The following is an 18,193-nucleotide window of genomic DNA, read 5'->3' as shown; positions in this document are numbered from 1 at the left end:
AAGTGGCTCCGGGTCAGACGCGGGCGCGCCGCGCGAGACGCTCAGGATCCAGGATGATGACGCTCTTGCCGTCGAGCCGCAGCCACGCGCGGGAGGCGAAGTCGGCCAGCGCCTTGTTCACCGTCTCGCGGGACGCCCCGACGAGCTGGGCCAGCTCCTCCTGGGTGAGGTCATGGGTCACCCGCAGGACGCCGCCGTCGCGGGTGCCGAACCGGCCGGCCATCTGCAGCAGGTTTTTCGCCACCCGGCCGGGCACGTCCGTGAAGATCAGGTCGGCCAGCGCGTCGTTGGTGCGCCGGAGCCGGCGGGCGAGCACCCGCAGCAGCTGCTCGGCGATCTCGGGGCGGTTGTTGAGCCACGGGCGCAGCGACGTCTTCTTGAGCCGGGCCAGCCGGGCGTCGGTCACCGCGGTCGCGGTCGCCGTCCGGGGGCCGGGGTCGAAGAGCGAAAGCTCGCCGACCATGTCGGACGGGCCCATGATCGAGACGAGATTCTGCCGGCCGTCGGCGGCGCGCCGGCCCAGCTTGATCTTGCCGGACAGCACGATGTACAGGCTGTCACCGGCCTCGCCCTCGTTGAACAGGACGTCGCCCTTGCGGACCTCGACCGTGTCCATCTCCTTGGCGAGCGCCTCGGCGGCCTCCGGGTCCACGCCCTGGAAGATCCCGCTGCGCGCCAGTACCTCATCCATCGCCGCACCTCCGAACACGCGCAACGCCTGCGCTCGATCAGTCTAGGCGCACGCGGGCAAGAATCGGGCGGGCACCCCTTGATCCAGATACCGCAGGGTAACCGCCGCAACCGTGACGGGCAGTGTTCCCGGTCGTCGAGTGTGGGCGACGACCAGCCTTTTGACGGTTCTTCCACGTGGCCACCTGAAGGTATCGTCGCCGTCGATGAATTCCCACCCCTCGCATGAACGACCGGGCCTTTTCGGGCGCCCCGTCCTTACTGTCGCTATTGTCCTGGCGGTCTTGGCCGCCGTCGGTGTCGGAAGCGTCGCTTATGCGAAACGTGACTCCGCGGATACGGCAGCCACCTGGTCCGAGCCGGTCGTGACCGCGTCGTCCCGGGGCGCCTCCGCGCCGGCCGCGGCCGAGCCCGCCGACGCTACCGAGGAGTCGGCGACCACTGAGGGCACCGTCACACTCTCGGCGACCGGCGACATCATGATGAGCAACGCGCCGAGCCGCATGCCGCCGGCCGACGGTGCCGGGTTCTTCGACTCGGTCAAGGCCGGGCTGGCCGCCGACCTCGTGATGGGCAACCTCGAACAGCCGCTCACCGCGGACACCGGCACGTCCAAGTGCGGGGCGGCCGCCACCAACTGTTTCGCGTTCCGGTCCCCGCCGTCCTACGCCAAGCACCTCAAGGACGGCGGATTCGACCTGGTCAACACGGCCAACAACCATTCCAGGGACTTCGGTACGCAGGGTGCGCTCAACACCCGTGAGGCGCTGGACGAGGCCGGTGTCAAGGCGACCGGCAACGCCGACGAGATCACCGTCGCCGAGACCAAGGGCGTCAAGGTCGCGGTGGTCGGCTTCTCCTCGTACGCCGGGGCCAACAGCCTGCTCGACCTCGACCAGGCCCGGTCCGTGATCGAGAAGGCCGAGGAGCAGGCCGACCTCGTCGTGGTGCAGGTGCACATGGGGGCCGAGGGCGCCGACGAGCAGCACGTCAAGCCCGGCACCGAGACGTTCTTCGGCGAGAACCGCGGGGACCCCGTCCGGTTCAGCCACGCGGTGATCGACGCGGGCGCCGACCTGGTCGTCGGGCACGGGCCGCACGTACTGCGGGGCATGGAGTTCTACAACGGCAAGCTCATCGCGTACAGCCTGGGGAACTTCGCCGGTGGCGGGCGCACGCTGTCCCGTACGGGGGTGCTCAAGTACGGCGGCATCCTGCGGGTCACGCTCGGGCGGGACGGGTCGTACGCGGGTGGGAAGCTGGTCTCGACCTACCTGAACGCCAACGGCCTGCCGACCCGCGACTCCTCGGCCGACCAGGGCCGGAAACTGGTGGCCCGGCTGAGCGAGGCCGACTTCCCGGACACCGGCGCGACGATCGGCCCGGACGGGTCGATCAAGCCGTCGGCCTGACGAGATGGGTTGTCGGAGGGGCGACGTACTCTGTAGCGGTGACTCTGGTGGCGCGGTCGGCTAAGCGGTTCGCGGCGGAAACGCCCATCGGGCGCAAGCGGCGAGCCCGCAAGATGGCCCGGGTCCTGGCCGACACCCATCCCGACGCGCATGCCGAGCTCGACTTCACCACGCCGCTCGAGCTCGCCGTGGCCACCATCCTGTCGGCCCAGACCACCGACGTGCGGGTCAACACGGTCACTCCCGAGCTGTTCCAGCGCTACCGGTCGGCGGCCGACTACGCCGCGGCCGACCGCACGGCGCTCGAGACGCTGCTCAAGCCCACCGGTTTCTTCCGGGCCAAGACCGACTCGCTGATCAAACTGGGCCAGGCCCTCCTCGACCGGCACGACGGCGTCCTGCCGGCCACGCTCGACGAGCTGGTCGCCCTGCCCGGCATCGGCCGCAAGACGGCCAACGTCATCCTCGGCAACGCGTTCGGCGTCCCCGGCATCACCGTCGACACCCACTTCCGGCGTCTCACCAACCGCTTCGGCTGGGTGTCCGAGGACGACCCGGTCAAGATCGAGTTCCTGGTCGCCGACCTGATCGAGAAGCGCGACTGGACGATGCTGTCGCACCGGGTGATCTTCCACGGCCGGCGCGTCTGCCACGCCCGCAAGCCGGCCTGCGGGGCCTGCACGCTGGCGACCATGTGCCCGTCCTACGGCACCGGCCCCACCGAGGCGGCCGCCGCGGCCAAGCTGCTCAAGGGCCCGCGCGCCCGCGAGCTGGCGGTCGCCGCCGGGATCGACCCGGCCCTGGTGCCGGCGGCCGCCGTCGTGGCGCCGGAGGCTCCGTGAGGTTCCCGCGGCGATCGGGGCGGCCGCTCGTCACTCGTCCGATGCGACTGTTCGCCGGCCCGTTGGTCCTGCTGGTCGCCGTGGCCACCGCGGCCTGCGGAGACGACGAGCCCGCGGTCGCCTCGCCGTTCGCGGATTGCTCGACGGTCACCGCGCCGCCGCCCTCGGCCGCGTCCGGCCCGTCTGGTGAGTCCGGCCCGTCTGGTGGGTCCCGCCCCTCTGCTGCGTCCGGCTCCTCTGCCGCGTCCGGCCCCTCCGCCGCCGGTGGCATCGATCTGCCCGATCTTGAGCTGCCCTGCTTCACCGGCGACGACGACCGGATCGCCCTCCGTCAGATCCGCGGGCCGGCGGTGATCAACATCTGGGCGTCCTGGTGTCAGCCGTGCCGCACCGAGTTGCCGGTCATGCAGAGCCTGGCCGACCAGGCGGCCGGGCGGCTGACCGTGCTCGGCGTCGACTCGGGCGATCAGCGCGCGAAGGGCGCCGAGTTCGCCACCGACAAGGGCGTGCGGATGCCGACGCTGTTCGACGAGAAGGGCGCGCTGCTGAACGGGCTGGGCCGCGTCAACCTGCCGGTCACCGTCTTCCTCGACGCGTCCGGTCGCTCCTACGTGCACCCTCTGCCGCTCGACGCCCAAGGTCTGGCCGAGCAGGTCCGCAAGCACACCGGTGTGACGGTGATCCCATGACGGGACGCCGATCCATGACCAGGGCCGGCCGTGGTCTTGTCGCGCGGCCCGGGGCTCGGGCGGGGCAAGGCCTTGTCGTGCGGTGTGGTCTTGTCGCGCAGCCTGTGCGTCGGGCGGGTCATGGCCCTGTCGTGCGCGGAGGTCAGGTCGCGGGTCGGGGCCCGGTGGCCGGCGGCGGGTTCGTCGTGCGTCGCGGGGATTTGCCGGGGGCTGGGCGGTGAGCCGGGGACGTCTGCTGGAGCGGCCCGCCGGGCTGCCGTCGTGGTTCGAGCCACTGCTGACGCGGGTGGGCGACAGCCGTACCGAAGACTTCACCCCGCTGCGGCCACCGGCCCACGGCGGGCGGCCCAGCGCCGTGCTCGTGCTGCTCGGCGAGAGCGAGCCGTCGGCCGACACCCCCGGCGGGCCCGACCTGCTGGTGCTGCAACGGGCCGCGACCATGCGCAACCACGCCGGCCAGCCGGCCTTCCCCGGCGGCGGCACCGACCCGGAGGACGCCGACGCGGTCGCCACCGCGCTGCGGGAGGCCCAGGAGGAAGTGGGACTCGACCCGTCCAGCGCCGAGGCGCTGGCGCTGCTGCCCGACCTCTACATCCCGGTCAGCTCGTTCGTCGTGACGCCGGTGCTGGCCTGGTGGCGACGCCCGCACCCGGTGAGCCCGCTGCAGGCGGCCGAGGTCGCCCATGTGGCCCGGCTGCCGATCAGTGAACTCGTCGACCCCCGCAACCGTATCCGGGTACGGCACCCCAGCGGCTGGGTCGGCCCGGCCTTCCAGGTCCGGGGCATGCTCGTCTGGGGCTTCACGGCAGGGGTGATCTCGAAGGTGCTCGACATGGGTGGCTGGGCCCGGCCGTGGGAGCCGGGCGCGCTCGTCGCGCTGCCCGAGGCCAGCGCCCCGGTCCCGGCCACCCGTGGCGGAGCCCCCGACGAGGTGCTGCCGTGAGAGCTTTTGCCGTCGGAGCTTCCGCCGGGAACAGCCACTGGCCCGCCACTTCTACTCTGGGTGAGTGTCCGTGGTCGATGGCATCCTGATCCTGCTCATGCTGGTCTTCGCGATCAGTGGCTACCGCCAGGGCTTCGTCATCGGCGCGCTCTCGTTCGGCGGCTTCTTCAGCGGAGTCCTGATCGGTCTGCAGGTCGGTCCGCTGATCGCCGACCGCTTCACCGATCCGACCGCTCGGCTGGTCGTCTCGCTGGTCACCATCTTCGCGATCGCCGTCCTCGGGCAGACGCTGGCCGGCTGGCTCGGCACCCACCTGCGCCGGGCGATCCAGAGTCAGCCGCTGCAGCGCCTCGACGACGCCGGCGGCGCGGCCGTCTCGCTGGTCGCGGTGCTGCTGGTGGCCTGGTTGATCGCCGTTCCGCTGGGCTCGACGCCGTTCCCCGGCCTCAACTCCGCGGTCCGCAACAGCGCGATCCTCGGTGGCATCAACAGCCTGATGCCCGAGCGGGCCCAGGCGCTGTCGTCGGCCCTGAGCGACACCCTCGACACGAGCGGCTTCCCCGACGTCTTCGGCGGGCTGACCCCGACCAAGGCCAAGGACGTGGCGGCGCCCGACCCCAAGCTCAAGGGCTCCCAGATCGTCGCCCGGTCGAAGCGCTCGGTCCTCAAGGTGCTGGGCACGGCGCCGAGCTGCTCGCGGCGCATCGAGGGCTCGGGCTTCGTCTACGCCGACGAGCGCGTGATGACCAACGCGCACGTCGTGGCCGGCACCAAGCAGACCGAGGTCGAGATCGAGAACGGCCGCCGCGTCGACGCCAAGGTGGTCGTCTACGACCCCGACCGCGATCTGGCCGTGCTCTACGTGCGCGGCCTGAAGGCCCCGGTCATGCCGTTCGTGAGCAAGCAGGCGGCCACCGGCGCCAGCGCGATCGTGCTCGGCTACCCCCAGGACGGTCCGTACGACGCGCAGTCCGCCCGGGTCCGCGACGTCGGCCGGATCACCGGCCCCGACATCTACGACGCGGGCGACGTGACCCGCGAGATCTACACGATCCGGGCCCTGGTCCGCAGCGGCAACTCCGGCGGCCCCCTGATCAGCACGGGCGGCCAGGTGCTGGGCGTCATCTTCGCCGCGGCGGCCGACGACAAGAACACCGGCTTCGCCCTGACCGCCGCCGAGGCCGCCCCGGTGGCTCAGGCCGGCGAGTCCCGCACCCGAGGCGTCCGCACCGGCGACTGCGCCTGACCCGGAACCCGCCGCCGCGGGGAGGGCGCTTGACCGGAGCTCGGTAACGCGCGGCGAGGGTGTTTGATCCGGAGCTCGCTGACACGCGGACGGCGCCTGATTCGGAGCCCGCTGCCGCGGAGACGGCGCCTGATCCGGCTTGCTGGCGCGCGGAGATTGCGCTTGACCCGGAGCCCGCTGCCGCGGGGAGACGGCGACGCCGTCGAGCCGGCAGGGAGAGAAACCAAAGCGGTTCAGCCACGTCCAGGAGTCGAGGCGGGGTGCGCTGGAACGGCTGACGGTTAGGTGGTGTGCCCGGGAAGCGGCTGATCAGGCTGACGGTCAGGTGGGCACGGATCGTGCGGATCTCGGCTGGGCTGACGGTCAGGTGGTGCCGGCGAAGCGGCGGATCGTGAGGACCGCGGCCAGGGCCGAGACCAGGAACAAGGCCGCGGCGGCCCACCAGGCCCGGTGGGAGGACGTGGACGGGGCGGCCACGGTGGCCGCGCCGGTGGTGGCGCCGGAGGGTGAGGCCGGGACCAGGCCCTGGGTGGTGCTGTCGGGAGCCGATTGGGCCTGGCCGGGCACCGGCGCGCTGCCGAAGCGGGCGACGCCGGGCGAGGGCGCGTCGTCGAGCGGGTTCTCGAAGATGGGCGGCACCGATGCGGTCAGGGCGCCGACCGGGTCGATCAGGCCGAAGCCGAACTGGGTGTCGCGGCCGACCGGGCCCTTGTCCTTGGCCGTGCGGATGATGCGGTTGATGACCTCGCCGGCCGGCATGTCGGGCCAGCGCGAACGGATCAGCGCGGCGGTGGCCGAGACCATGGGGGCGGCGAAGCTGGTGCCCTGCACCTTCCAGTAGTCGCCGCCGGTGTTCGCGCCGACCAGTTGGGTCGCGGGGGCCGTGACGACGGTTTCCTTGCCGGTGATGGAACCCGACCACAGGGCGGTGCTGTCGCGTTCCATGCCGGCGACCGCGATCACGCCGGGTTCCCGGGCCGGATACCACACCCCGCTGGTCGACGAGGCGCTCGTGTTGCCCGTGCAGGCGACGACGACCACGTCCTTGGCGAACGCGTAGTCGAGCGCGGCGGCCAGCGCGGCGCTGCTGCCGTTGCCGCCCAGCGAGAGGTTGATGACCTTCGCGCCGTGGTCGACCGCCCAGCGCACCCCCTGGGCGACGATCAGGGCGTCGCTGTAGCGATTGTCCTCGTCCAGGACCCGTTCGGGAAGGATCTTGGCTTTGGGGGCGATGCCGACCACGCCGGCTGTGTCGTCGTTGCGGCCCGCGATGATCCCGGAGACCGTGGTGCCGTGGCCGACCAGATCGGTGTCGCCGTCGCCCTTGGCGTTGACCAGGTCGAGGCCGGGCAGCACCTGGCCGCGCAGGTCGGGGTGGTCGGCGTCGACGCCGGAGTCGATGACGGCGACCGTGATGCCGGCGCCGTCGGAATAGCTCCACGCCTCGGCGACATCGAGCGTGCCCAGGTGCCACTCGTCGGCGCGCACCGAGTCGCCCTCCAGCGGGCTGGGCTCGGCGCGGAACGCGACCGGGGCGAACGAGGGCGCGGCCTGAGCAGCCGGGGCAACCGGCAGACCCAGCGCGAAGAACCCGGCAGTCGCGGCCGCGGCGACACGGCGGCCCCTCACCAACGGGCACCACGCCATCGCGGCCCGGCGGGCCGGCTGCTCACCCATTCAGCGCTCACGGTTTCGCATCGCCATTCTGGATCCTGGATGGTCGATGCAGATTACTCCGAAACAGGCCCGTACGGCTGCTGTCTGTCTATGCCTATCGCACCGCTTGTCTGTTAATTCCTTGCGCATGTCAGTACGGCGCCAGGTGGGCCAACTGGATCAACCGCAGGCCCTCACGCCGGGTGAGCAACCGACCACGGCCGGGCGGCAGCAGCGCGGGGCGGACGGCGCCGATCAGCGGTCCCTCGTCGGACGGCCCGGACATCACGAGGCCGGGCGCCGACAGCTCGCGCAACCGCTGGATGATCGGTTCGTAGAGCGCCCGGCTCGCGCCGCCGGCCCGCCGGGTGAGGATGAGGTGCAGGCCGACGTCGCGGGCCTGGGGCAGATACTCCAGCAGTGGGGTGAGCGGGTTGGTCGGACCGGCCATGACCAGGTCGTAGTCGTCGACCAGGACGAACAGCTCGGGTCCGGTCCACCACGACCGTTCGCGGAGCTGCTGGGCAGTCACGTCGGGACCGGGCAGGCGGCGTTCCATGTAGCCCGCCACCGACTGCATCAGCTCCAGCGTCTTCTGCGCCTGGATCCCGTACCCGATGCGGTGGTCCGATTCGGGCAGGTCCATCAGCGATCGCCGGTAGTCGACCAGGATCAGCCGCGCCTGTTCGGGAGCGAAGCGCTGCGTGATCGTGGTGGCCAGCGCGCGCAGGAACGTCGACTTGCCGCACTCGGCGTCGCCGAAGAGCAGGAAGTGCGGGTCCGACGCGAAATCGATCTCGACGGGCTGCAGGTCGGCCTCGCTGATGCCGATCGGCAGGCGCAGGCCGGTGCTGCGGTTCAGATCCAGATCCGTGTACGGGACGAGGGCCGGGAGCAGCCGCACGCGCGGCGCCGGAGCCCCGTGCCAGTTGACCGCGACGTCCTTGACCAGGTCGGTCGTGTCGGCCAGCGTGCTCAGTTCGGGACGAACCGTCAGCAGGTGCAGGAATTTGTTCTTGTCGGTCGGGTGCTCGATGATGCCGCGGCCGGCCTTCTCGGGGACGGTCATCGCGGCCCGGCGGTTGACCGTGGAGTCGCTGGGGTCGCCGAGCCGCAGCTCGAGCCGCGAGCCGAACATGTCGCGGATCGCCGGGCGGAAGTCCATCCATCTCGAGGTGCCGGCGACGACGTGGATGCCGTACGACAGACCGCGGGTGGCGATGTCGGTGATGACCGGTTCGAGTTCTTCGTACTCCTTGCGCAGCGTGGCCCAGCCGTCGATCACCAGGAACACGTCGCCGAACGGGTCGGTGTCGGTGCCCGGGTTGGCGGGATTGGCCCGGCGGCGACGGTAGGACGCCATCGAGTCGATCCCCATCGCGGCGAAGCGGGCCTCCCGCTCAGCCAGCAAAGTGGACATCTCACCCACCGTACGGCGGACGCCCACCGCGTCGAGCCGGCTGGCCACCCCACCGACGTGCGGCAGATCGCGCAGCGTGCCGAGCCCGCCACCACCGAAATCGAGGCAGTAGACCTGCACCTCGGCCGGGGTGTGGGTGAGGGCCAGCCCGCAGATCATCGAGCGCAGGGCGGTCGACTTGCCGCTCAGCGTCGCACCGACCACCGCCACGTGCCCGGCTGCGCCGGACAGCTGCAGCCACATGACGTCGCGGACCTGCTCGCGGGGCTTGTCGACCATCGCGATCGGCACCTGCAGGGCGCCGTGCAGCTCGGGGTTGGCGAAGGTCAGACCGCGCACCGGGTCGGCGACCACCGGGCCGAGCAGCTCGTCGAGCGCCGACGACTGGGTGAGCGGGGGCAGCCAGACCTGGTGGGCCGGCGGTCCCTGCCCGCCGAGGCGGTCGACCATCACGTCGAGCACGCTCTCGCCGGTCGGGAGCTCCTCGGGCTCCGGCGTCACCGGTTCGACCGGCTCGGGCGCCGGGACGTACCTCGTCGAGTAGGGCAGCACCTGCGGGTCGGCCCCGGCGCCACCGGCGGCGGCGCGCGCGCCGGCCCTGAGCATCGGCCCCGAGACGTACGCCGCCTTGAAGCGCAGCAGCGGCTCGGTGCCGAACTTGAGGTAGCCGTGCCCGGGCGACCGCGGCAGCTCATAGGCGTCCGGGACGCCCAGCACGGCCCGCGACTCGAGCGCCGAGAAGGTCCGCAGACCCACCCGGTACGACAGGTGGGTGTCCAGCCCGCGCAGCCGGCCCTCCTCGAGCCGCTGGCTGGCCAGCAGCAGGTGCACGCCGAGCGACCGGCCCAGCCGTCCGATCTGGACGAACAGGTCGATGAAGTCGGGCTTGGCCGACAGCAGCTCGGAGAACTCGTCGCAGATCACCAGCAGCGACGGCAGGGGCGGCAGGGCGGCGCCACCGGCCCGCGCCTTCTCGTAGTCGCGCAGGCTCGCGTAGTTGCCGGCCTTGCGCAGTACCTCCTGCCGCCGGATCATCTCGCCGTCGATCGCGTCGACCATGCGGTCGACCAGCGGCAACTCGTCGGCCAGGTTGGTGATCACGGCGGCGGTGTGCGGCAGCCGGTCGAGCGAGGCGAAGGTCGCGCCGCCCTTGAAGTCGATGAGGACGAAGTTCAGCATCTCGGACGAGTGCGTCGTGGCCAGGGCCAGCACCAGGGTGCGCAGCAGCTCCGACTTACCCGAACCGGTGGCCCCGATGAGCAGGCCGTGCGGACCCATGCCGTCCTGGGCCGACTCCTTGAGGTCGAGCTCGATCGGCGCCCCGTCGGCGCCCACGCCGATCGGCACCCGCAGCTTGTCGCGGTTGGGCCGGGGCAACCAGGCCCGGGCCACGCTGAAGGTGTCGGGCTCGCCGATGCCGAGCAGGTCGGCCAGCCCCATCTCGGTGGCCAGCGGGGTGTCGGACGACTTGGACATTGCGGCCAGCCGCAGCGGGGACAATCGCCGCGCGACCGCCTCGGCCTCCTCCACGCTGAGCCGGTCGGGCGTGCCGACCTCGGCCTCGTGCTCCATGGAGTAGGTGTTGAGCACCCGTCGTCCGCCGTGCTGGGCCACCTCGAGCACCAGCAGCGACCGGTCGAGCAGCCGCGGCGGCTGCTCGTCGAGATCGAGCACGGTCACGCCGTCGATGCCGTCGTCGAGCTGGGTGGCGCCCCGCAGGTCGGCGCCGTCGAGCACGATCACGACGTGCGGCGTGCTGACGCTGTGGCCGGCCGGGTTGAACCGCGGCCGGTTGCCGATCACGTCCTCGAGCAGTTCCTCCAGTTCGGGACCGGTGCTGGCGACCAGCCGCACGTGGCCGAGCGCGTCGGTGCGTGCCGGGTGCAGGTTGTGCGGCAGCCACTTGACCCACTCCCACGACGAGCGCCGTTCGGGCCCGGCGCAGACGGCGACGATCAGGTCGTCGGGCGCGTGGAACGTGGCCAGCTGGGCGATCACCGCCCGGCTCAGACCGCGTACGTCCTGATCGGTGCCGGCTCCGCTGCCGCGCAGGAAGACCCGGGCGAACCCGCGCAGCGACGCGGCCACCGGCAGATCGGGCACCACCGAGTACGCGTCGAGGAAACGGCGCAGGGCGCCCGCGGTCATCGGCTCCAACTCGTCGAGCGGGCGGGTCACCGGTGGCAGCAGAGGAGTCGCCAGCGTCTGCGGTCCGACCGCGAGCCGGACGACGCCGAAGTCGGGGTCGCCGGTGCGGCGCTCCCACACCCGGTGGCTGCCGGCCGTCGACCACAGCTTGCCGGGGTCGGGATGGCGGTAGAGCAGCCCGACGCGCTGCTTGCGGGCCGTCTCGCGAACACGTTTGCGCAGCCCGGAGAGATGGCGCAGATATTCGCGGCGGGCCGCCATCATCTCCGCCTTCTTGGGGGAGCCGCTCGAGCTGAAGCTGGTCGCCAGCATCGCGATCGAGGAGATGCCGAAGAGGCCACCGATCACATAGGAGAACGCGCCGCCGCTGCCCCGGCCCATCATCATCGCCATCGCGGCCGAGCCGCCCAGCATCGGCAGCGCCATCACCGCCTGCTGCCAGCGGCCGCCCGTGGCCTGCGGGATCTCGGGCGGCGGCTCGACCGCGATCTCCCCGGTCGGAATCTCCGGCGCGGGTCGCCGGGCCGACCGTTTGATCACCACCGTGCTCATGCCGCGTCTTGTCCCTTTCGTCCACAAGGGTGTGATGGTCACTCCCTGTGCGCCACGCCGTTGCCGGACGTCGCGTCGGCCCCATGGTAGGTAAAGTCTGCTCGCGTCCGCAGCCTCGTCATCTTCGATCTCTGCTGCGGCCCGCGACGGGGAGGCGATCCATGAGCATCGGTCTGGCGCGGGTGACCATCAGCGCGCCGCAGCGCCGCATCGACGTTGCCCTGCCCGAGCACGTGCCGCTGGCCGAGCTGCTGCCCGAGGTGCTGCGGCACGCGGGCGAGGGGCTCGCCGACGACGGTGAGAAACATGGTGGCTGGGTGTTGCGGCGCACCGACGGCGTCGCGCTGGCCCCGGCTCAGGGTCTTTTTCCGCAAGGGGTGCGCGACGGCGAGATCCTCCACCTCGTGCCGGCCCACGACGAGTGGCCCGAGCTCGAGTACGACGACGTGGTCGAGGCCATCGCCGAGGGCGCGCGCCGGCGCGGCAGCGCCTGGACGCCCGCCTCCACCCGCACGGCCACCCTGGTCGGCGCCGGTGTCCTGCTCGCCGTGGGACTGCTCGCGGTCCTCGCCGCCGGCCCCGGCTGGGGCGGTGCGGCCTTCGCCGGGCTCGGGCTCGCGGTGCTGCTCGCCCTGGCCGGGGTGACCGCTTCCCGGGCGTACGGCGACGCCCGCGCGGGTGCGGCCCTCGGCGCCTATGCGATGCCCTTCGCCTTCGCCGGCGGCGCGGTCGCCGTCGCCACCGGCGACCGGGTCGGTGTCCTCGGGCTGCTGCCCTGGCTGGGCGGCCCCGAGCTGCTGGCCGGGTCGGTCGCCCTGCTGCTGATCGCGGCGCTCGGCGGGGTCGGGGTGGCGGCCCGGTTGCGGCTGTTCACGGCCGGCGCCGTGGCCGGCCTGCTCGGCGCGATCACCGCCCTGGTCAGCATGGTGACCACGGCCGCCGGCTCGGCCGCGGTGCTGCTCTCGATCCTGGTCTGCGGCATCGGCGCGCTGCCGCTGCTGGCCATCCGGTTCGGCAAGATGCCCACGCCGCCGGTCACCCTGCCCACCGGGGCCGAGGCGGCCGAGGGCTTCACCGCCACCGGCCCGGCGGGCGCGCTCGACGCCGCCCGGGAACGCCCCGACCGGGCCACCGTCTTCGCCGCCGTGACCCGCACCGAGGAACTGCTGGCCGGCATGCTGCTCGGGCACGCCGGGCTGGCCGCGGCCGCGTTCGCCGTCCTGGCCGTCGCGGGCACCCTCTCGGCGCGCATCCTGATCGCGGTCTCGGCGGCCGCGTTGCTGCTGCGCTCGCGGCTCTTCATCACCCTGCGGCAGCGCGTGCCGCTGGTCGTGGGCGGCCTGGCCGGGGTGGCCGCGCTCGGCGTGGATCTGCTGCGCGGCGCGAACGCGTCGTTGCTGCTCGGGGTGACCGGGGCGGCGCTGGTGCTGGCGCTGGTCACGGTGGTGGCGGGCGCGACGTACTCCCGCAAGCCGCCCTCGCCCTACCTGGGCCGGGCCGCCGATCTGCTCGACACGCTCGTGGTCGTGGCGGTGATCCCGGTGGCCTGCGCGGTCGTCGGCCTCTACGACGCCGTGGGCGACATCAGCCTGACGTGACGGCGCAGGAGGCAACGCAGCTAAAAGCAGCGCGCGGGCGGCCGGAAGCCGCCCGCGCGTGCGGGAACGTACTGGCCGCGCGACGTCGGCGGGCGACGGCGGGGCGCGGCTGAGCTGGGATCAGATCAGTGCTCGTGGCCCTCGGCCTCGGCCGCCTCGGCCCGCTTGAACGAGGCCCGGATCTCCTCCTCGGCCTCGACCCGGCCGGTCCAGGTCGCGCCCTCGACCGACTTGCCCGGCTCGAGGTCCTTGTAGACCGTGAAGAAGTGCTGGATCTCCATCCGGTCGAACTCGCCCAGGTGGTGGATGTCGCGCAGGTGCTCCTGACGCGGGTCCTCGAACGGGACGCAGAGGACCTTGTCGTCGCGGCCCTTCTCGTCGCTCATCCGGTACATGCCGATCGCCCGGGCCCGCACCAGGCAGCCGGGGAAGGTCGGCTCCTGGATCAGCACGAGCGCGTCGAGCGGGTCGCCGTCCTGGCCCAGGGTGCCTTCGATGAAGCCGTAGTCGGCCGGATACTGCGTCGAGGTGAACAGCGTCCGGTCGAGGCGGATGCGACCAGTCTTGTGGTCGACCTCGTACTTGTTGCGGTGGCCCTTGGGGATCTCAACCACTACGTCGAAATCCATCATGCGCTCCCTTGTTCGCCCGCTTTTCAGATGCCGGTCCGGGCGAGAACACTGCGGCCATGGGACGGCCGACAGGATCCGCGCGCGTCGGTGTGCCGGATGTCGCTAGTCTCCCCTAAGTCGTACGCCGTGCTCTAGGAGGGGCTCGTGAGGAGGCAAGATTCACACGACAGTCCCGGATACGACGGCGTGTCCGAGTCGCGCCAGGGCCCCGGAAACGGTAACCCGGGCGACCACCCGGCCGGTGGTGCTTCGCCGCAAGCGGACGGGACCGTCGACCTCAGGGCTCACGCGCGGCCACAACCGCCCCGGCAATCACCCGAACAGGCCGGGGAGGGCGATCGGACGACCGGGCCGGCGCCATCCGTTCGGCCGGCGTCGATGCCTGGTCGGGCACAGATTCCGGAGGAAGTCGGGGCACGATCGGGGCAATCGTCGCCCATCGACCCGCTCGAGCCGGAAAATCGGCTGATGCAGCCGCAGACGTCTGGCCCGGATTCCGACAATTCCGGCGGTCAGAGGACGCGTGACCTTTCCGCGCCTCCCGGCGGCAGTGCGAGCCCGGCCGACGCCACCGGCGGCAGTTACGGACGAGCCTCCGTCCCGCTCAACAACGTGCCGCAGACCAACGTGCCGCAGACCAACGTGCCGCAGACCAACGTGCCGCAGAAGCCGGTGGCGCGGAACCCGGTGCCGTCGAACAACGTGCGTCCCCTGTCGCCGGCGAGCGGACCGGCGCCGTCGGTTCCGGCCGGCGGGAGCCCCGGGCAGGTCGCCGGCGGGCCCGCCGGGCCCGACGACGGTGGCGGCCCGGCTGCGGCGACCGGGAGCTCCTCCCGTACGCGATGGATCTGGGCTCTCTCGGTCGTCGTTGCTCTGGTGCTGGCGGCCGGAGTGGTCGGGCTGGTGCGGCCGGGACCGGTCGACCGCTGGCTCTCGGCCGCACCGGCGAGCACGCCCACGCCCGCACCCGCGCCGACGACCCCGGACCCGTCACCGACCCCGGTGCTCGCCGCGGCCGCCGGCGGCGGTTCGGCGCCGAGCGCGCAGGGCGTGACCCGAGCGATCGATCCACTGGTGAAATCGGCCGCGCTCGGCACCAAGGTGCACGTCGCGGTGCTCGACGTGGCTTCGGGTGACGTCCTCTACGCCCGCAACGCCGACACCATGACCACGCCCGCCTCGACGACGAAGCTGCTGACCGCGGCGGCCGTGCTCGACGCGCGCGGGCCGTCCTACCGGTTGAGCACGCGGGTCGTGGCCGGCGCCGCGCCGGGCGAGGTGGTGCTGATCGGCGGGGGCGACCCGACGCTGTCGACGACGAGGAACCGGCTCTTCCCCGGGGCGGCCCGGCTCGATCTGCTCGCGGCCCAGGTCAAGAAGTCGCTCGGGGCGACCCGGCCGGCCCTTCTGCGGTATGACACGTCCCTGTTCAGCGGCCCCGAGACCGCCAAGGGATGGGACTCGACGGACATCACCTACGGCCAGGTGTCGCGCATCCAGGCGCTGATGGTGAACGCGGGCCGGATCCGGCCGATCCACAACGAGTTCGGTGGTGACCCGCGATCGTCCGATCCGGCCGACGCGGCGGCCAAGGCGTTCGCCAAGATGCTGGGCCTGCCGTCGTCGGCCGTGCGCAAGGGCAAGGCGCCGGCGGCGGCTCCGGCCCCGCCCTCGGGCGCCGCGGCCGGTCTCGCGCCGGGGCAGCAGCTCGGCGTCGTGCAGTCGCCGCCCATGGTGCAGCTCACCGACTGGATGCTCGAGCAGAGCGACAACACCGCGGCCGAGGCGCTGAGCCGGCAGGTCGCGATCGCCGACGGCAAGCCGGGCACGTTCGACGACGCCACCGAGGCGATCGTCGCCCGGATGCGCGGTCTCGGGCTGCCGTCGGACGAGGCCGACCTGTACGACGCGAGCGGGCTGTCGCGCAACAACGGGATCAGCCCGACCATGCTCACCCAGCTGCTCGCGCTGGCCGCGTCGGGGCGGCAGCCGGCCCTGTCGTCGCTCTTCGGCGGTCTGCCGGTGGCGGGCTGGTCGGGGACCATGGTCAAGCGGTTCGTCTCGCCGGCGCCCCACCAGCGCGGCCAGGGCGTGGTGCGGGCCAAGACCGGCACGCTGAGCGGGGTCAACACGATGGCCGGAACGCTCACCACGGCCGACGGCCGGCTGCTGGTCTTCGCGATCATGGCGAGCGGCTCGGGCAGCGCCCTGACCGGGCGCGCCGCCCTCGACGCGGTGGCCACCAAGCTCGTCTCCTGCGGCTGCTGATCTCAGGGTTCCACCGGAGGGTGGGCTGGATTTCCGCGGGTACGGTGGTGGGCATGGCGCAGTTCGTTGACTGGGATCTGGCCGCCGCCACCGCCGGCGCGCTGTCGAAATCGGGCCCCGCGGTCTCTTACGAGGACGCGATGGCGGTGGTGTCCGAGCTGCGTGATCTCACCGACGAGGCGGCCGGCCACGTCGCCGCCTACACGGGACTCACCTCGCAGGTCGAAGTGCCGCCGGTGCGGGTGGTCGACCGCAAGGACTGGGCCGCGGTCAACATCGAGGGCCTCAAACAGGTGATCATCCCGCTGGTCAGCCGGCTCTCCGGCGACAAGCAGCCGAGCGGGCTGGCCGACGCGATCGGCTCCCGGGTCACCGGTGTGCAGGCCGGCACGATCCTGGCCTACCTCTCCGGCCGCGTGCTCGGGCAGTACGAGGTCTTCTCCAGCAACCCCGGCCAGTTGCTGCTCAACGCGCCCAACATCGTCGAGGTCGAGCGCAAGCTGGGCGCCGACTCGCGCGACTTCCGGCTCTGGGTCTGCCTGCACGAGGTCACCCACCGCACCCAGTTCACCGCCGTCCCGTGGATGCGCGGCTATTTCCTGGGCGAGGTGCAGGCGTTCGTCGACGCCTCCCAGAGCACCGAGCACATCCTCGAGCGCATGCGCCGCGGGGTGGCCACGCTGTCCGACGCGCTGCGCGACCCGGAAAGCCGCTCGTCGGTGCTCGACATCGTGCAGACCCCGGGACAGAAGGCGGTGCTCGACCGGCTGACCGCGCTGATGACCCTGCTCGAGGGTCACGCCGAGTTCGTGATGGACGGCGTCGGCCCCGACGTGATCCCGAGCGTCGAGTCGATCCGGTCCAAGTTCAACCGGCGTCGCGAGAGCGGCAACCCGCTGGAGAAGGCGGTCCGTCGCCTGCTCGGCATCGAGGTCAAGATGCGGCAGTACGCCGAGGGCCGCAAGTTCGTCCACGGCGTGGTCGAGCGGGTCGGCATGACCGGCTTCAACAAGATCTTCGACTCGCCGCTGACCCTGCCGCGGCTCGACGAGCTCGGCGACCCGGACGCCTGGGTGGCCCGGGTGCACGGCCCGCAGCCGGCGATCGGCGGGTAATGGCCCGCATCCCGCCCGCTGTCGCCGCGGTGCGGCTGGCCGTGCGGCGGGTGCTCCCGGCCGGCGGTCCGGTGCTGGTGGCGTGCTCGGGCGGGGCCGATTCCCTGGCTCTCGCGGCAGCGGCCCGCTTCGTGGGCAGCTCGGTCGGGCTGGTCACGGTCGACCACGGGTTGCAGGCCGGGTCGGCCGGCCGGGCAACCGAGGTCGCCGGGTGGGCGTCGTCGGCCGGCTTCGATCCGGTGATCGTCGAGACCGTGTCGGTCGCCGGGCTGCCCGGTGGGCCCGAGGCGGCCGCGCGGACGGCGCGATACGGGGCCCTGAGCGCGGCGGCGGCACGGACCGGCGCCGCGGCTGTGCTGCTCGGGCACACGCGCGACGACCAGGCCGAGACGGTGCTGCTGGCGCTGGCCCGGGGAGCGGGGCCGCGCGGGCTGGCCGGGATGCCGGCCCGCAAGGGGATCTTCCTGCGCCCGTTGCTGGAGGTCGCGCGGGCCGACACGCGCAAGGCGTGTGCGGCGCTCGGTCTCGTGCCCTGGGAGGACCCGCACAACAGCGATCCGGCCTTCGCGCGGTCGCGGGTGCGGGCCTCGGCCCTGCCGGCGCTGGTCGAGGCCCTGGGCCCGGCCGTGGTGGCCAACCTGGCCCGCTCGGCCGAGCTGATCGCGGCCGACAACGAGGAGCTGGATCGGCTGGCCGCCCGGGCGCTGGGCTCGGCCGCGGACGTACGCGTCGCCGACCTCCGCGACCTTCCCCGGGCGATCCGCCGCCGGGTGCTGCACATGTGGGTCCGGCAGCTGGGCGCTCCCGGCAGTGCGCTTTCGCATCGGCACGTCGCTGCCCTCGACGCGCTCGTCACCGAGTGGCACGGCCAGGGCGCCGTCCATCTCCCGGGCGGCATCAAGGTCGCGCGTGCGAAGGACGTACTCGTTCGGGTGCCCTGAGATCCTGTGAGAGTTGTCACTCACTGTGTCCGCATTCCCGG

13 protein-coding genes are annotated in these 18,193 nt (G+C 72.4%); 9 read left to right on the top strand and 4 right to left on the bottom strand.

Translation table 11 applies throughout. The features are described from left to right. Positions 1-13: 13 nt before the first annotated feature. The gene (locus tag HJC40_RS08265) at positions 14-691 is read right to left on the bottom strand and encodes a Crp/Fnr family transcriptional regulator (RefSeq protein WP_020515203.1); all 678 of its coding nucleotides are present in this window, start codon (positions 689-691) and stop codon (positions 14-16) included. Between the two features lie 205 nt (positions 692-896). Here HJC40_RS08265 and HJC40_RS08260 point away from each other — a divergent pair, with 205 nt between their 5' ends. From HJC40_RS08260 to HJC40_RS08240, 5 genes are all read left to right on the top strand, one after another. Then, positions 897-2,102, top strand: coding sequence for a CapA family protein (locus tag HJC40_RS08260; RefSeq protein WP_284042892.1), 1,206 nt, complete (start codon positions 897-899; stop codon positions 2,100-2,102). Positions 2,103-2,146: 44 nt separating this feature from the next. After that, the gene (gene nth, locus HJC40_RS08255) at positions 2,147-2,944 is read left to right on the top strand and encodes an endonuclease III (protein WP_284042921.1); all 798 of its coding nucleotides are present in this window, start codon (positions 2,147-2,149) and stop codon (positions 2,942-2,944) included. Between the two features lie 41 nt (positions 2,945-2,985). Beyond that, positions 2,986-3,633 carry a TlpA disulfide reductase family protein gene (locus tag HJC40_RS08250; RefSeq protein ID WP_249999829.1) on the top strand — a complete coding sequence of 216 codons (648 nt, stop codon included), beginning with the start codon at positions 2,986-2,988 and terminating at the stop codon, positions 3,631-3,633. Positions 3,634-3,850: 217 nt separating this feature from the next. Then, positions 3,851-4,576 (top strand): CoA pyrophosphatase, encoded by a 726-nt coding sequence (locus HJC40_RS08245; RefSeq protein ID WP_249999826.1) that lies wholly within the window; start codon positions 3,851-3,853, stop codon positions 4,574-4,576. Positions 4,577-4,640: 64 nt separating this feature from the next. Continuing rightward, positions 4,641-5,822, top strand: coding sequence for a MarP family serine protease (locus tag HJC40_RS08240; protein ID WP_249999823.1), 1,182 nt, complete (start codon positions 4,641-4,643; stop codon positions 5,820-5,822). Between the two features lie 363 nt (positions 5,823-6,185). Here HJC40_RS08240 and mycP read toward each other — a convergent pair whose 3' ends face one another. Together mycP and eccCa are read right to left on the bottom strand one after the other, a co-directional pair. Further along, on the bottom strand, positions 6,186-7,499 hold the full coding sequence (mycP, locus tag HJC40_RS08235) for a type VII secretion-associated serine protease mycosin (protein ID WP_374271323.1): 1,314 nt from the start codon (positions 7,497-7,499) through the stop codon (positions 6,186-6,188). A 130-nt stretch (positions 7,500-7,629) separates the two neighbouring features. Next, complete coding sequence (gene eccCa / locus HJC40_RS08230; protein WP_249999821.1) at positions 7,630-11,598, bottom strand: type VII secretion protein EccCa; 3,969 nt, start codon at positions 11,596-11,598, stop codon at positions 7,630-7,632. Positions 11,599-11,759: 161 nt separating this feature from the next. Here eccCa and eccD point away from each other — a divergent pair, with 161 nt between their 5' ends. Further along, entirely contained in the window at positions 11,760-13,196 is a 1,437-nt protein-coding gene (gene eccD, locus HJC40_RS08225) for a type VII secretion integral membrane protein EccD (protein ID WP_249999819.1), read from the top strand. 125 nt (positions 13,197-13,321) lie between these two features. Here the strand turns inward: eccD and HJC40_RS08220 are convergent, their stop codons facing one another. Next, positions 13,322-13,825 (bottom strand): inorganic diphosphatase, encoded by a 504-nt coding sequence (locus HJC40_RS08220; protein ID WP_249999816.1) that lies wholly within the window; start codon positions 13,823-13,825, stop codon positions 13,322-13,324. 471 nt (positions 13,826-14,296) lie between these two features. On the opposite strand from HJC40_RS08220, the gene dacB reads away from it, so the two are divergent. From dacB to tilS, 3 genes are read left to right on the top strand one after another with little or no spacing between them, the layout of a single operon-like run. Then, positions 14,297-16,096: a D-alanyl-D-alanine carboxypeptidase/D-alanyl-D-alanine-endopeptidase gene (gene dacB, locus HJC40_RS08215; RefSeq protein ID WP_249999812.1), complete on the top strand. Its 1,800-nt coding sequence runs from the start codon at positions 14,297-14,299 to the stop codon at positions 16,094-16,096. A 53-nt stretch (positions 16,097-16,149) separates the two neighbouring features. Beyond that, a complete protein-coding gene (locus HJC40_RS08210; protein ID WP_249999810.1) occupies positions 16,150-17,211 on the top strand; it encodes a zinc-dependent metalloprotease in 1,062 nt (353 codons plus the stop codon). Then, positions 17,211-18,152 (top strand): tRNA lysidine(34) synthetase TilS, encoded by a 942-nt coding sequence (gene tilS, locus HJC40_RS08205; protein WP_249999807.1) that lies wholly within the window; start codon positions 17,211-17,213, stop codon positions 18,150-18,152. Before HJC40_RS08210 ends, tilS begins: the two co-directional genes overlap by 1 nt. The last annotated feature ends 41 nt before the right edge of the window (positions 18,153-18,193 follow it).

The sequence above is a fragment of the Actinoplanes sp. M2I2 genome (assembly GCF_023544445.1).
GTDB lineage: Bacteria > Actinomycetota > Actinomycetes > Mycobacteriales > Micromonosporaceae > Actinoplanes.
The sequence above is the reverse complement of the archived record's forward strand: the minus strand, read 5'-3'. Positions and strand labels throughout refer to the sequence as shown.